This window comes from Streptomyces sp. NPDC004542, assembly GCF_040610035.1.
Lineage (GTDB): Bacteria > Actinomycetota > Actinomycetes > Streptomycetales > Streptomycetaceae > Streptomyces.
The window spans coordinates 141,211-156,273 of sequence record NZ_JBEXLP010000006.1 but is presented as its reverse complement, the minus strand read 5'-3'; the positions used below and the strand labels follow the sequence as shown (position 1 = coordinate 156,273).

General features: G+C 71.5%; 10 protein-coding genes and 1 tRNA gene. 8 read left to right on the top strand and 3 right to left on the bottom strand.

Annotation, left to right across the window (positions count from 1 at the left end):
- Positions 1 to 209 precede the first annotated feature (209 nt).
- A complete protein-coding gene (locus ABZX30_RS06135; RefSeq protein WP_355929516.1) occupies positions 210 to 1,712 on the bottom strand; it encodes a potassium/proton antiporter in 1,503 nt (500 codons plus the stop codon).
- Between the two features lie 263 nt (positions 1,713 to 1,975).
- On the opposite strand from ABZX30_RS06135, the gene ABZX30_RS06130 reads away from it, so the two are divergent.
- Complete coding sequence (locus ABZX30_RS06130; RefSeq protein ID WP_355929433.1) at positions 1,976 to 4,855, top strand: penicillin acylase family protein; 2,880 nt, start codon at positions 1,976 to 1,978, stop codon at positions 4,853 to 4,855.
- 107 nt (positions 4,856 to 4,962) lie between these two features.
- On the opposite strand, the gene ABZX30_RS06125 is transcribed toward ABZX30_RS06130, so the two are convergent.
- Positions 4,963 to 5,547, bottom strand: a complete 585-nt coding sequence (locus ABZX30_RS06125; protein WP_355929431.1) for a 5-formyltetrahydrofolate cyclo-ligase — start codon at positions 5,545 to 5,547, stop codon at positions 4,963 to 4,965.
- Positions 5,548 to 5,688: 141 nt separating this feature from the next.
- Here ABZX30_RS06125 and galU point away from each other — a divergent pair, with 141 nt between their 5' ends.
- The 7 genes from galU (at position 5,689) to ABZX30_RS06090 (ending at position 11,167) form a co-directional block, all read left to right on the top strand.
- Entirely contained in the window at positions 5,689 to 6,600 is a 912-nt protein-coding gene (galU, locus tag ABZX30_RS06120) for a UTP--glucose-1-phosphate uridylyltransferase GalU (protein ID WP_355929430.1), read from the top strand.
- The gene (gene glp / locus ABZX30_RS06115) at positions 6,597 to 7,922 is read left to right on the top strand and encodes a gephyrin-like molybdotransferase Glp (protein WP_355929427.1); all 1,326 of its coding nucleotides are present in this window, start codon (positions 6,597 to 6,599) and stop codon (positions 7,920 to 7,922) included. Before galU ends, glp begins: the two co-directional genes overlap by 4 nt.
- 62 nt (positions 7,923 to 7,984) lie before the next feature.
- On the top strand, positions 7,985 to 8,464 hold the full coding sequence (gene moaC / locus ABZX30_RS06110; protein ID WP_355929426.1) for a cyclic pyranopterin monophosphate synthase MoaC: 480 nt from the start codon (positions 7,985 to 7,987) through the stop codon (positions 8,462 to 8,464).
- The gene (locus ABZX30_RS06105) at positions 8,461 to 8,967 is read left to right on the top strand and encodes a molybdenum cofactor synthesis domain-containing protein (protein WP_355929423.1); all 507 of its coding nucleotides are present in this window, start codon (positions 8,461 to 8,463) and stop codon (positions 8,965 to 8,967) included. The genes moaC and ABZX30_RS06105 overlap by 4 nt, the downstream gene beginning before the upstream one ends.
- Before the next feature lie 20 nt (positions 8,968 to 8,987).
- On the top strand, positions 8,988 to 9,590 hold the full coding sequence (locus tag ABZX30_RS06100) for a GNAT family protein (RefSeq protein WP_355929421.1): 603 nt from the start codon (positions 8,988 to 8,990) through the stop codon (positions 9,588 to 9,590).
- Positions 9,591 to 9,773: 183 nt separating this feature from the next.
- Positions 9,774 to 11,000: a gephyrin-like molybdotransferase receptor GlpR gene (gene glpR / locus ABZX30_RS06095; RefSeq protein WP_355929420.1), complete on the top strand. Its 1,227-nt coding sequence runs from the start codon at positions 9,774 to 9,776 to the stop codon at positions 10,998 to 11,000.
- A gap of 93 nt (positions 11,001 to 11,093) precedes the next feature.
- Positions 11,094 to 11,167: transfer RNA gene (locus ABZX30_RS06090), tRNA-Ala, on the top strand.
- Between the two features lie 125 nt (positions 11,168 to 11,292).
- On the opposite strand, the gene ABZX30_RS06085 is transcribed toward ABZX30_RS06090, so the two are convergent.
- On the bottom strand, positions 11,293 to 14,994 hold the full coding sequence (locus ABZX30_RS06085; RefSeq protein ID WP_355929419.1) for a glycosyl hydrolase: 3,702 nt from the start codon (positions 14,992 to 14,994) through the stop codon (positions 11,293 to 11,295).
- Positions 14,995 to 15,063: the final 69 nt, after the last annotated feature.

Here is a 15,063-nt window from a genome sequence, read left to right as displayed (position 1 = left end):
GTTCGATCAAGGTTGCCTATGCCTTCATCGTACAGGGATCAAGGTCCTGTGGGCCTGTGAAAATGAGCACCAAGGGGACGCTTCACCTGGGATCCGCAGGGGTGTGAACCGTATGAAACATGCCCTTAACGCACCCCCGCCGACGCACCCCCGCCGACGCGCCCCCGTCGACGCGCCTCCACGCATCGCGTCGCCGCGCGCGGATCGCGTCACGGCGCCCCGTCGCCGCTCGTGCCCAGCCACCCGGCCAGCTTGCCGCCCCTCGCGACCGCGCGCAGACGGCGTTCCGCGGCGTCCCGGACCTGGTCGGTGGCGACCACGAGGAGTTCGTCGCCGTGCCGCAGCACCGTGGTCGGCAGCGGAACGAACGACTTCCCCTCGCGGACGACGAGGGTCACGGCGGCCCCGGCCGGCAGGCGCAGCTCGTTCACCTCGACGCCGTGCATGCGGGAGTCCTCGGGGACGGCCACCGACAGCAGGTGGCCGCGCAGCCGCTCCAGGGGTGCCGACTCGATGCCGAGGTCGGCGGCCTCCGCACGGTCGCCCAGCCGCAGCGCCCGGGCCAGCCAGGGCAGCGTCGGCCCCTGGACGAGGGTGTAGACGACCACCAGCACGAAGACGATGTTGAAGATGCGACGGCTGGCGTCGACGCCGTTCACCATGGGGATCGTCGCCAGGATGATGGGCACCGCCCCGCGCAGTCCGGCCCAGGACATCAGGGCCTGCTCCGGCCAGGGCACCCGGAACGGCGTCAGGCTGAGCACCACGCCCAGCGGGCGCGCCACCATGGTCAGCGCCAGGCCGATGACAAGCGCGGGCCAGACGTCGTCACCCAGCTCGTGCGGGGTGACGAGCAGGCCCAGCAGGACGAACATGCCGATCTGGGCGATCCAGCCGAGTCCTTCGGCGAAGCCGCGCGTGGCGGGCCAGTGCGGGAGCTTCGCGTTGCCCAGCATCATGGAGGCGAGGTAGACGGCGAGGAAGCCGCTGCCGTGGGCCAGGGCGCCGGCGGCGTACGCCGTGACCGCGATGGCCATCACGGCGATCGGGTAGAGGCCGGAGGCGGGCAGTGCCACGTGCCTGAGGCCCCAGGCGCCGAGCCAGCCCACCGCGAGGCCGACGGCCGCGCCGATGGCCAGCTCCAGGACGATCTCGCCCACGAGTACGTACCAGTGTTCGACCGGGCCGGCCGTGGAGAAGGCGACGACCAGGATGACCACCGGGGCGTCGTTGAAGCCGGACTCCGCCTCCAGGGTGCCCGTCACGCGCGCGGGCAGGGGGATCCGCCGCAGCACGGAGAAGACCGCCGCCGCGTCGGTGGAGGACACCACCGCCCCGATGATGAGCGCCTGCCGCCACTCCAGCCCGACCAGGTAGTGCGCGCCCGCGGCCGTGACGCCGACGCTCACCGCGACCCCGGCCAGCGCCAGGGTGGAGGCGGCCGGCAGGACCGGCCGGATCTCCTTCCACTTGGTGCCGAGACCGCCCTCGGCCAGGATCACGACCAGGGCGGCGTAGCCGATGACCTGGGTCAGCGCCGCGTTGTCGAAGCGGATGTTCCCGACGCCGTCCTGGCCCATGAGGACACCGATCGCCAGGTACACGAGCAGGCTGGGGAGCCCGCTGCGCGAGGAGATCCGGACCGCCGCGACGGCGACGAGCAGGACGAGGGAGCAGAGGAGCAGGAGCTGGTCGAGGTGGTGGACGGACAGCGGCGGTTCCTCCCCTTTGATCCGGAAGGCGGGTTCCTGGTGTTCCGCAAGGTGGGTTCCCGGCCAGTTTCCCGGTCGACTTCGGTAGTTACTTCATTACCTTACCTAACTCTTGACGATTTCTTGACGATCCACAAGGCAGGATCGAACGTCCGTCCGTGGCCGGACCCGACACCGCGTCAAGGGGCACCGGGCCCTGCGCCTATGGTTGCTCCAGCACTCCAGTACCGCCTGCCGCTCGCGTTAGGACAGCAAGGACAGCGATGCCCCCCAATACCACCGCCTCAACGGGTGACAAGCCCGGCAAGTCCGGCAGGAAGAAGGGGCGCAAAGCCCGTCTTATCGTGCTCGTACTGGTGCTGGCCATCATCGGAGGCATCGCCTACGGGGCCTACTGGTCCATCAGTACCGTGCGCGCCTCCTTCCCGCAGACCAAGGGATCCATCACGCTCGACGGCCTGTCCGGGCCCATCGACGTGAAGCGGGACGGTTACGGCATCCCGCAGGTTTACGCCTCGTCCGACGAGGACCTCTTCATGGCGCAGGGCTTCGTGCAGGCGCAGGACCGGTTCTACGAGATGGACGTGCGCCGGCACATGACCTCCGGGCGCCTGTCGGAGATGTTCGGCAAGAGCCAGGTGAAGAACGACGAGTTCCTGCGCACCCTGGGCTGGGACCGCGTGGCCCAGAAGGAGTACGACACCAAGCTGTCGGCCTCGACGAAGAAGTACCTCCAGGCGTACGCCAAGGGGGTCAACGCCTACCTCCAGGGCAAGGACGGCAAGGACATCTCCCTGGAGTACGCGGCCCTGGGCTTCACCAACGACTACAGGCCGGCGAAGTGGACCCCGGTCGACTCGGTCTCCTGGCTGAAGGCGATGGCCTGGGACCTGCGCGGCAACATGCAGGACGAGATCGACCGCGCCCTGATGACCAGCCGCCTCGGCCCCCAGCAGATCGCCGACCTGTACCCGGACTACCCGTACAGCCGCAACAAGGCGATCGTCCAGGAGGGCCAGTACAACGAGCTCACCGGGACGTTCCAGCAGGGCAGCGGCACGACGGGTACCACCGGCACCACCGGCACCACCGGCACGTCCGGCACCACCGGCACGTCCGGCACCACGGGCACGTCCGGCACCACAGGCACCACGGGCACGTCCGGCACCGCCGGCACGAGCGGTACCACGGGCACCACCGGGACCCCCGGCACCTCCGGCACCTCCGCCTCCGGTTCGGCCCTCACGAGCCAGCTGGAGGGCCTCTACAAGGTCCTCGACGACGTCCCCGCGGCCGTCGGCGTGAACGGCCAGGGCATCGGCTCCAACTCCTGGGTGGTCTCGGGCAAGTACACGATCACCAACAAGCCGCTGCTCGCCAACGACCCGCACCTGTCGGCCTCGCTGCCCTCCGTCTGGTACCAGATGGGCCTGCACTGCCGGACGGTCTCCAGCAAGTGCCAGTACGACGTCACCGGCTACACCTTCGCGGGCATGCCCGGCGTGATAATCGGCCACAACGCCGACATCGCGTGGGGAATGACCAACTCCGGCGTCGACGTCACCGACCTCTACCTGGAGAAGCTCAGCGGCGAGGGCTACCTGTACGACGGCAAGGTCCGTCCCTTCACGAGCCGGGAGGAGACCATCAAGGTCGCCGGCGGCGCGTCCAAGAAGATCGTCGTCCGGCAGACCGGCGACGGGATGCCCCTGCTCTCCGACCGTGACGACGAACTCGTCCAGGTCGGCAAGAAGGCCACCGTCGACACCGCCGCCCCCGACCGCGGCGACGGCTACGGCATCGCCCTGAAGTGGACCGCCCTCCAGCCGGGCACCTCCATGGACGCCGTGTTCGCCATGGACAGGGCGGCGAACTGGAACGACTTCCGTTCGGCGGCCGCGCTGTTCGACGTGCCCTCGCAGAACCTGGTCTACGCGGACACCAAGGACAACATCGGCTACACGCTGCCCGGCAAGATCCCCACGCGCGCGGCGGGCGACGACGGTTCCATCCCGGCGCCGGGATGGAACTCGAAGTACAAGTGGACCGGCTACATCAAGCAGGACCAGCTGCCCTACGAGTTCAACCCGAAGCGCGGCTACATCGTCACCGCCAACCAGGCCGTGGTCGACAAGGACACGTACCCCTACACGCTCACCACGGACTGGGGCTACGGCACCCGCAGCCAGCGGATCACCGACCTGATCGAGTCGAAGATCAAGGGCGGCGGCAAGATCTCGACCGACGACATGCGCCAGATGCAGACGGACAACAGCAGTGAGATCGCCAAGCTGCTCGTGCCCAAGCTGTTGAAGATCAACTTCGATGACAAGGGTGTCCGCGACGCCCAGAAGCTGCTGGAGGGCTGGGACTACACCCAGGACGCCGACTCGGCGGCGGCCGCCTACTTCAACTCGGTGTGGCGCAACATCCTGAAGCTGGCCTTCGGCAACAAACTGCCCAAGGAGCTGCGGGTCAAGGGCCAGTGCCTGTGGGTCGACAAGATCGACTCGACCGGCCCGGTGGACGACGACACCAAGGTGCGCGAGTGCGGCGAGCGCGACTCCGACCAGGCGCAGCCGGACGGCGGCGACCGCTGGTTCGAGGTCGTGCGCACCCTGATGGACAAGCCGGACAGCGACTGGTGGAAGACCCCGGCCGGCGTGGGCGACCGCCCCAAGGCCGACAACCGCGACCAGCTGTTCAAGCGCGCCATGATCGACGCCCGCTGGGAGCTGACCGCCAAGCTCGGCAAGGACATCGACACCTGGAGCTGGGGCCGGCTGCACCGCCTGTTCCTGAAGAACCAGACCCTGGGCACCAGCGGCCCCGGCGTCCTCCAGTACGTCCTCAACCGCGGCCCCTGGAAGCTCAGCGGCGGCGAGGCGACGGTCAACGCGACCGGCTGGAACGCGGCCGGCGGCTACGGCGTGGTCTGGGTGCCGTCGATGCGGATGGTGGTCAACCTCGACGACCTCGACAAGTCGAAGTGGATCAACCTCAGCGGCGCCTCCGGACACGCCTACAGCGCCCACTACACCGACCAGACCGGCAAGTGGGCCAAGGGCGAACTGCTGCCGTGGTCGTTCTCCGACAAGGCGGTCGACGGCAGCACCAGCGACACCCTCGTGCTCAAGCCGTGAGCACCGGTGCCGGCACCGGTACCGTTACCGGTCGCCGTCGCTGAACCATCCGCCGAAAGGGCCCTCCACGCACGCGTGGAGGGCCCTTTCTCACGGTCTCCCGTTTCTCACCCTGCCGGCCGGAAGCGGCGCACGCCCGACGGCGTCACCGCCGCGTGCACCGGCCGGTCGTGCGGTTCCTCCGGGACACGCTCGACCACCTCCGCGTCGTACAGCAGCACCACCAGCGCGGGATCCGCGCCCGCCCGCTCCAGCCGGGCCAGCACCCGGTCGTACGACCCGCCGCCGCGCCCCAGCCGCATCCCGCGCGTGTCCACCGCCAGGCCGGGCAGCAGGACGGCGTCGGCGGCCGTCACCGCGTCCGGGCCGAGCCGCCGGCCGGAGGGCTCCGCCAGGGCCATTTTCCCGCCATGTCGCACGCGCGCGAGGGAGCCCTCGCCGGCGTACACGCCCCAGTCCAGGTCGTTGTCCGGCAGGAGCACGGGCAGCAGCACGCGCACGCCCCGCGCGCGCAGCGCGTCGAGCAGCGCGAGGGTGCCGGGCTCACTCCCCACGGAGACGTACGCCGCCACCGTGCGCGCCCGCGCCAGCTCCGGCAGCTCCAGGGCGCGCCCGGCCAGCGCGCCGGCCGCCTCCCGTACGTCATCGGGCGTCAACCTGGCCCTCACCGTGAGGAACTCTCGCCGCAACATTCGCTTGTCAGGCTCGCCCTCGCGTCCTGTCCGGTTCACAGGGTCCACAGGCCGTACCTGTACTTTCCTCAATGGGCTCATATCAGAGCCAACCAACAGGATCCACAGTTTTCTCACAAAGGCACCGGATAAGGTTCGGGCATGACTCAGTCGCACCCCAGGATCAGCAAGGCTGTCATTCCCGCGGCGGGCCTCGGCACCCGGTTCCTGCCGGCCACCAAGGCCACTCCCAAGGAGATGCTGCCGGTCGTCGACAAGCCCGCGATCCAGTACGTGGTCGAGGAGGCCGTGTCGGCGGGGCTCGATGACGTCCTCATGATCACCGGACGCAACAAGCGTCCCCTCGAGGACCACTTCGACCGGAACTACGAGCTGGAATCCGCCCTGCAGAAGAAGGGTGACGCCCGCAGGCTCGCCAAGGTCCAGGAATCCAGCGACCTCGCGACCATGCACTACGTGCGTCAGGGCGACCCCAGGGGCCTCGGCCACGCGGTGCTGTGCGCCGCCCCGCACGTCGGGCACGAGCCCTTCGCCGTCCTGCTCGGCGACGACCTGATCGACCCGCGCGACCCGCTCCTCCAGCGCATGATCGAGATCCAGGAACTGCACGGCGGCAGCGTGATCGCGCTGATGGAGGTCGCTCCCGAGCAGATCCACCTCTACGGGTGCGCGGCCGTCGAGGCCACCGACGAGGGCGACGTCGTGAAGGTGACCGGCATGGTGGAGAAGCCGGAGGCGGCGGACGCCCCGTCGAACTACGCGGTCATCGGGCGGTACGTCCTCGACCCGCACGTCTTCGAGATCCTGCGCAAGACCGAGCCGGGCCGCGGCGGCGAGATCCAGCTGACCGACGCCCTCCAGCAGATGGCCGAGGACGAGAAGGCCGGCGGTCCGGTGCACGGCGTCGTCTTCAAGGGCCGCCGCTATGACACCGGTGACCGTGGCGACTATCTGCGTGCCATTGTCAGGCTCGCGTGCGAACGTGAGGACCTGGGCCCGGACTTCCGGACCTGGCTTCGCAGTTACGTAGCCGAGGAGATGCAGCGACATTGACCAGCAGCGCCGCGACCAGCCCCGCCGGCCCCGACCACCTGTGGTCGGTCGAGGAGCACCTGGAGGACATCCTCACCACCGTCCGCCCCCTCGACCCCATCGAGCTGCAACTGCTCGACGCCCAGGGCTGCGTCCTGGTCGACGACGTCACGGTGCCTCTCTCGCTGCCACCGTTCGACAACAGCTCCATGGACGGGTACGCGGTGCGGGTCGCGGACGTCTCGGGGGCGAGCGAGGAGTTCCCCGCCGTCCTGGACGTCGTCGGGGACATCGCTGCGGGCGCGGCCCGGCCGGCCCCGGTCGGTCCGGGACAGGCCGCCCGCATCATGACCGGCGCGCCGCTGCCGCCCGGCGCCGAGACCGTCGTCCCCGTGGAGTGGACCGACGGCGGGCTCGGCGAGGGTCCGGTCGGCGGGATGCGCGCCCGCAGCCTGGCCCCCGAGGGTGCCACCGGGCAGGTGCGCGTGTACCGCCCGGCCGAGGCACGCGCGCACGTGCGGGCGGCCGGCAGCGATGTGAAGGCGGGTGAGCGGGCCCTGGAGGCCGGCACCGTGCTCGGCCCGTCGCAGATCGCGCTGCTCGCCGCGATCGGCCGCGGCACGGTACGGGTGCGCCCGCGCCCGCGTGTGGTGGTGCTGTCCACCGGCAGTGAACTCGTCCAGCCCGGCGAGGAACTGGGCAGCGGCCAGATCTACGACTCCAACAGCTTCGCCCTCACCGCCGCGGCCCGGGACGCGGGCGCCATCGCCTACCGGGTGGGCGCGGTCGTCGACGACGCCGAGACCCTCAGGACCACCATCGAGGACCAGCTCATCCGCGCCGACCTGCTGGTCACCACGGGCGGGGTGAGCGTCGGGGCGTACGACGTGGTCAAGGAGGCGCTGTCGCACGTCGGCGACGAGGAGGAGCCGGGCGGCGGGGTGGAGTTCCGCAGGCTCGCCATGCAGCCCGGCAAGCCCCAGGGTTTCGGCTCCATCGGCCCCGACCACACGCCGCTGCTGGCCCTGCCGGGCAACCCGGTGTCGTCGTACGTCTCCTTCGAGCTGTTCGTGCGGCCCGCCATCCGCACGCTGATGGGGCTGGCGGACGTGCACCGGCCCACGACCAGGGCGGTCCTCACGGCGGACGAGGCACTGACCTCGCCCAAGGGCCGCCGCCAGTTCCTGCGCGGGGTGTACGCCGACGGCGAGGTGAGGCCCGTGGGCGGTGCCGGATCGCACCTGATCGCGGCCCTGGCGCAGGCCGACGCGCTGATCGTCGTCCCCGAGGACGTGGCGGTCGTCGAGCCCGGCACCGAGGTCGAGGTGGTCCTGCTCGGCTGAGCGGCGCCGGCCCACGGTACCGTGTCGCGCACAACAGGCCGGGACCGGGAGCACCGCACAGCATGAGTACGCAGGACCGACTGACGCACATCGACGAGGCGGGCGCGGCCCGCATGGTGGACGTGTCGGACAAGGACGTGACCGCCCGCACCGCCCGTGCCAGCGGACGCGTCCTCGTCTCCCCGCGCGTGGTCGAGCTGTTGCGCGGCGAGGGGGTTCCCAAGGGCGACGCCCTCGCCACCGCGCGCATCGCGGGGATCATGGGGGCCAAGCGCACCCCGGATCTCATTCCGCTGTGCCACCCGTTGTCGGTGTCGGGTGTGAGACTGGACCTGTCGGTCGCGGACGACGCCGTCGAGATCCAGGCCACCGTGCGGACGACGGACCGCACGGGCGTCGAGATGGAGGCCCTCACCGCGGTGTCGGTCGCCGCGCTCACCGTGATCGACATGGTCAAGGCGGTCGACAAGGGAGCGGTCATCACGGACGTACGCGTGGAGGAGAAGACGGGCGGCACGTCGGGCGACTGGAGCCGGGCATGACCTACCGGGCTCTCGTGGTCACGGCCTCCAACCGGGCCGCCGCCGGGGTCTACGAGGACCGGGGCGGCCCGCTGGTCGCCGACGGCCTCAGGGGCCTCGGGTTCGCCGTGGACGGGCCCCGGGTCGTCCCGGACGGCGACCCGGTGGAGGCGGCGCTGCGCGCCGCCGTCGAGGCCGGGTACGAGGTCGTGGTGACCACCGGCGGCACCGGCGTCTCACCCACCGACCGCACCCCCGAGGCGACCCGCCGGGTGATCGAGTACGAGGTGCCGGGCATCGCGGAGGCCATCCGGGCGTTCGGCCGGGACAAGGTGCCGACCGCGGCGCTCTCGCGGGGCCTGGCGGGAGTGGCGGGCGGCACGCTGATCGTCAACCTGCCGGGTTCCACCGGCGGGGTGAAGGACGGACTGGCCGTCCTGGAGCCCCTCCTGACGCACGCCGTCGACCAGATCCGCGGCGGCGACCATCCCAGACCCGGCGCCGGCCCTGGGGGTGCGAGCTGAACAGCCCATCCTGGCCTGTCGTGCTGGCGGACGGCGACATCGTCCTGCGGCCGATAAGACTGCGCGACCAGAAGGCGTGGCGCGAGGTGAACCGGCGCAACCGGGATTGGCTGCGCCCCTGGGAGGCGACCATTCCGCCGCCCACGCCCACCGGTCCGGTCACCCACCGGCCGACCTTCCGGCAGATGGTCCGCCACCTCAGGTCGGAGGCGAACGCGGGCCGGATGCTGCCGTTCGTCATCGAGTACCAGGGGCGTCTGGTGGGCCAGTTGACGGTCGCCGGGATCACCTGGGGTTCGATGTGCTCGGGGCACGTCGGCTACTGGGTGGACCAGGCGGTGGCCGGCCGCGGGGTGATGCCGACGGCCGTGGCGCTCGTCGTCGACCACTGTTTCCGCGCCGTCGGACTGCACCGCGTCGAGGTGTGCATTCGCCCCGAGAACGGGCCCAGCCGCCGGGTCGTGGAGAAACTCGGATTCCGCGAGGAAGGCCTCAGGCCCCGTTATCTGCACATCGACGGAGCCTGGCGCGACCACCTCGTTTTCGCTCTCACCGCGGAAGAGGTGCCGGAGGGCCTGCTCGCCCGCTGGCGGCGCGCACGCTCGCGGAACGCCTCCAATTGAATAAGGCCGCGCAGCCCGTACTCGATCCGTACACCTCTTTATCTCCCCTTTATCGAATAAGCGTTCGAAATTGATCGGTTGATCGCATCGAGCACAAAAAAAGCTGGAAATATCAGCCAGATCGTGCGACACACCGGCCGAATTGGCGGATCCCCTCGTGCAAACCCCTCTACGGTGTGGGATGTGAGCAGCAGCGGCCTCATCTACGCAGTCATCGTCGGGGCCTGGGCCGCCTACTTGGTGCCGATGTGGCTCCGTAGGCAGGACGAGCTGAACGAGGCCCGTCCGACGGAACGCTTCAGCACCGCCATCCGGCTGCTGTCCGGACGGGCGGGAATGGAGCGTCGGTACGCCAGGGACCTGCGGGCGCGCTCCACCCCGGAGGGGGAGCACGACGACGGTGCTCCGGACGCCGTCACCGAGTCGGTGGACGTCCGGGCCTTCGCCGTGTCCCCGCCCCGCCGGCAGGTGCGGGCGGAGACCGAGCCGGAGAGCACACAGCGCCCGGAACCGGTGCGCGGCCAGACGGTCACGCCCGCGCCCAGGCCGTCCCCCGCGCCCAAGTCCGCCCCCGCGTCCAAGTCCGCCCCCGCGTCCACGTCCAAGCGGGCAGCGGCCGCGCGGCGTCCGCCCTCCTCCGAGTCGGCCGCGGCGCGCGCCCGGCGCTCGAAGGTGCTGGCGCGCCGTCGGCGTACCACCGTGATGCTCTTCCTGGCCTTCACGGTCGGCGCGATCGTCGCCGCCGTCGGGGGGCTCGCATTCCTGTGGGCGCCCGGCGTGCCCGCCTTCCTGCTCAGCGGGTACATCGTCTACCTGCGCGCCCAGGAACGCCGCCGCTTCGCCTACCAGATGGACCGGCGCCGGGCCGAGGCCGCCGCCCAGCGGCTGCGTGAGCGCCAGCCGCGCCGGCGCGTGCCCCTGGACGGGGGTCCGGGGGTCCCGGAACCGGACGAGGGCCCCGAGGAGGAGACCGACCCCGGGCTGTCCGCGCTCGCCGCGGACCGCCGCGCCCTCGTCGAGCAGACCGACCACGCCGAGTGGGTCGACCAGCAGCGCGAGCGCCGGCGCAGGCCCGGGCAGGGCGACAGCTGGGACCCGGTCCCGGTGCCGCTGCCGACGTACGTGACGGCGCCGGTCGCGCCCCGGGCCACCTCCGACGTGGACCTCGGGGCACCCGACACCTGGAGCTCGGCACGGTCCGGCCCGGTGGCACCGGAGCAGGAGACGCAGGACGCCGCGCGGGAGCCGGAGCCGGACGAGCGGCCGTCCACCGCCGAGGACACGCCGGCCGCGGACGGCCGCACCGACGCCCGCCGCGCCGCCTCCGCCCGCCGTGCGCGCGAGCGCGGACGCACCCCGCTCTTCGACCAGTACGAGGAAGGCGACCGGCCGCGCGCGGCCAACGAGTGACCGCCACCACCCCCGCCGGAGCCCGCCCCTGACCAGTCGGGGAACGGATTTCCAAGCACCCCGACGGGGATGCTAAAGTTTCACTCGTTGCAAGGGCCTGTGGCGCAGTCCGGTAGCGCACCTCGTTCGCATCGAGGGGGCCAGGGGTTCAAATCCCCTCAGGTCCACGCACGACTAAGATCCCGCCGATCTTCATGATCGGTCGGGATCTTTGTCGTTCCCGGAGTCCGCAGAGACCGGATCGGCCGGCCCCGGGCTTCCGGAGCCGGCCGTGTTCAGATGCCGGCGGATTTCAGCGGTCGCCGAGGGTGAGGGTCACCGGCCCCAGCAGCCCCGAGCGCAACTGACCGTCGAGAACATAGGGCGTCGGCAGGGTGGAGTAGAAGTTGGCCAGGGTGTTGGCCACCTCGATCTGGATGACGTTGCGGCCCGGCCGCAGCAGTTCCGTCACGTCGTATGCGTGGGGCGGGGCGAACGTCGTGCCCGCGGTCCGGCCGTTGACCGTCACGGAGGCCGTCGCGGCGACCTCGCCCAGGGAGAGCCGCGACCGGCCTTCCGGGACTCTTCGGATCCTGAACTTCTTGGTGTAGGCCGCCGCGCCGGAGTAAGCGGCCAGTCCGATGTGCGACCAGTCCACCAGGTGGGTCTCGCCGGTGGTGCAGTGGAAGGCCACCGGCTCACGGAACGCCGATCCGCCCCGGTACCCCGTGTCCGGGCGGACCCGCAGGCGCAGTGGTCGCGCTTGCGCGACCGGTCTGTCCCATTCGGCGTCCACTCGCCGGGCGCCCCCCGGCAGCCTGGCGGTACGGAGCCGGTGCGGGGAGGCGGGCGCGGACGGGAACTCGACATCGGCGTACGCGGTCACGGTGATGCCGGTCAGCCCCGGCGGGGCTGTCACCACGTACTCGGTCCACTCGGGCCGGCGGCCCGGCTCGGGGTCGAAGCTCAGCGCGGGACGGTCGCCCGCCCACCAGCACAGGGCCGGGGGCGCGTCGTCCGCGAGCGGGGGGCCGGGGGGAAACTCGGCGGACTCGACCACGACGTAGCCGCGCAGGCGCCGTGTGCCGCTGTGGACGAAGCGAACGAGGACGGCATTGGTGCCCGCGACCGCGCGCGCCTCGGCGGAGCGCCGCGGTGAACGGTAGTCGGGGATGTCCCACGGTGGAAAGCCGGCGGGTGCCAACGCCTCCTGCTGGCCCAGGACTTCGGTCCCGTTCAGCCACACCGAGTACGCCGCCCGGCTTCCCGCGATCACGCGCACCGGACCGCCGCCGGCCGAGTCGACCGAGGTCCACAGATACGAGACCGACCCGTCGGGCACGTCGCCCGTGCCGCTCAAGTCGATGAACTCCGCGGGGACATGGCCCTTCAGACCGTGAGGGCCGGTCTGCGGATCCGCCAGCAGGGGATCCTTCTCGATGCCGAACCGCTCGGAGAACGAGTAGGGCCGCCAGTGGACGCCGGGCGGGAGGTCCTCGCCGAGATCCACGGACCCGCCGGACGGTCCGCCCGGCGGCAGGGCCCGCAGCGCGTCGGTGAGGCGGGGGCTGTCGGCGCCGGGCGGGAGCGGGCCGAGCCACCACATCCGCGGTCCGTACGACACGCGCACCGGTTCCTGTCCGGCCGCCGTCATCCTGCCGAGCACGTGGCCCTCCGGTCCGAGCGGACCGGCCGGGAGCCGGAAGTCCCCGTACTTGTTGTCCGTCGTGGGGATCAGCCGGAACTGCCAGGTGCCGTCCAGGCGGACGACCGTACGGCGGCCGGCTCGCGTCCGCTCCGGTGCCGTGACGGCCTCGGACCCGCCCGGGGAACCGGCCGGCGGGCGGGCACCGGCCACGAGGACGACAGCCTGGCCGGGCAGCAGGTCGAGGTCGACCTCGACGCGGTCGCCGGAGCGGCGCGCCCGCACCGGGCGGCGGGTTCCGTCCGCGGCGTCCCAGAGTTCGACGGGGCCGCGGGCGAGCAGGTCCGGCGTGACCGTGCGGGCCGTGTCCGAGGCGTTGACCACCAGGTAGACGTCGAATCCGGGTGCCCGGCGATGCGTCACCAGCAGATCGGTGACACCGGTCCGCACCGCACGGACGAGGTGACGGTCGACGATGTCCAGGACACCCTTGCCCAGGTCGCCGTCACGGTGCGCGAGGTACGGCAGGAAGGCCGCGAGGCCACCCCCGGAGTGACGGTACTCGGCCGTCAGGGCCGGCGAGGGCGGGCCCCAGAGCGCGCGCACGGCCGTCCCCGCCGGAACCGCGTCGCCGTCCGCCCCGATCACCTGGGGCAGCCGGCCGCAGGCGATGACGATCCCGCCGGCATCCACGAACCGGGCCAGGGCTCGCAGCGACTCGGCCCGTATCCACCGCACGGCCGGGACGATGAGCACCCGGTAGCACTCGCGCGCGACCCGGAGCCCACCGTCGGAACTCGTCGCCCGCTGGAGCGAGTCGTCGTCGATCAGGTCGGCGTCACAGCCGGAGCGGACCAGTTCCCTGACGATCCGCAGGGCGCATTCCGCCGCTTCCGGCGGCTGCCGCGCGTCGTCGTCCGCCACGAGGTCCCGCGGCTCGCCGGCCACCGGCGCCGGCGCGACGGCGAGGTCGGACGCCGGGTCGAGCACGGCCACGTCACAGCCGTGACCGCCTTGGGAGAGCAACCAGCTCACGCGGCTCATATGACGCCACAGGCCGCCCGCGTGCCGCCAGTACGGCTGCCGGAAGTGGAAGTCCGGGGACGCCCACTCCCACCACCCACCCCGGGTCGAGTGGTACAGGCCGTGCAGGCTCACGCTGGTCACCCCGTAGGCGAAGCCCTCGTTCACGCCGGCCAGGACCTGGGACGGCGTGGTGCCCCAACCACTGCTGTGGAAGGCCTCGTTCCACACCCTCGGCCTGTCGTACAGGTGGGCGATCGAGCTGTTGACCTTGAACTCCTCCAACCGGCGGGGTTCCTGCAGTTTCGGGTCGTCGTTGCCCGGGGCGTCGTACCAGCGCATGGTCCGGAAGTAGTCGGCGTAGAGACTGCGGCCGGTCCGCGGCTCCCCACGGCCGAGCTGGTCCATCGCCAGCATGGTGCCGTGGGCCCGCTGCCACTCGTGCACCGGTCTGAAATAGCTCTCCTCCAGCAACGCCACGATCACGTCGGTGTAGTCGAGCCTCAGTTTCCGGGTGCCGGGCCCGATGTCCCGCCACAGGCCCACCAGCCGCGGCATCAGGTCGTACCCCGTCCGGCGGCGGAACTCCTCCGGTACCCGGGCCGACCACATCGGCATCCTGATCCCCAGGTCGAGTTCGTCCTGGAAGAAGACGGTGAAGGTGGTGCCCAGCCGGTCGCCCAGCCGGTCGGCGAAGGGCTGGTAGAGCCTGCGGATCACGGCTCGCCCGGAGTCCGGGTGCAGGACGTCGAAGGAGAGCGGTTGCCCGTACAGGGTGGCCGGCTCCACGGTCACCAGCGCGATCTCCCATCCCGCACCCGGTGCCCGCCAGGTGAGTTCCGCGCGGCCGCTCGCCCCGCCGGTGAGATCGACCCGTTCGCCGCCGGGGCCGAGGGCCACGATCTGGAGCGCGCCGGCCGGTACCGGAACCGTCACCGGGGCGGGATGTCCGACGGCGACCACCTCGCACCGGAGGCTTCCCGCGCCCTCTCCCGGGGTGTCGGCACCCGCGGAGCGCAGGATGTCGTTCAGGAGGATGTAGTCCTGGAGCCCGAGCTTGAGTGCGCGGCGTGCGCACTCCTCGACGAACCAGCTGAACAGGTCCCACCACCGCTCGGTCAGCGGCTGCGGATCGTCGGCGTCCAGACCGCCGTCGTCGCGGTGGCTGTAGCCGACGACCGTACCGGCGACGCCCGACCCGGCCAGCTGGTCGAGCTGCCGGGTGAGCCGGTCCCGGTCGACGGGGCCGCCGGACCACCAGAAGAAGGGCATGGGGCCCCAGCTCGGTCCGGGGGCCAGGAACCGGGCGTGCAGCGACTCCAGGTCCGGCGGTTGTGCGTCTGTCATTCGTGTGGTCCCTCCCCGCGGTACGCGGGCGTCGTGAACGTGGCCTGTGGTCCGCCCGGACGCGTGGTC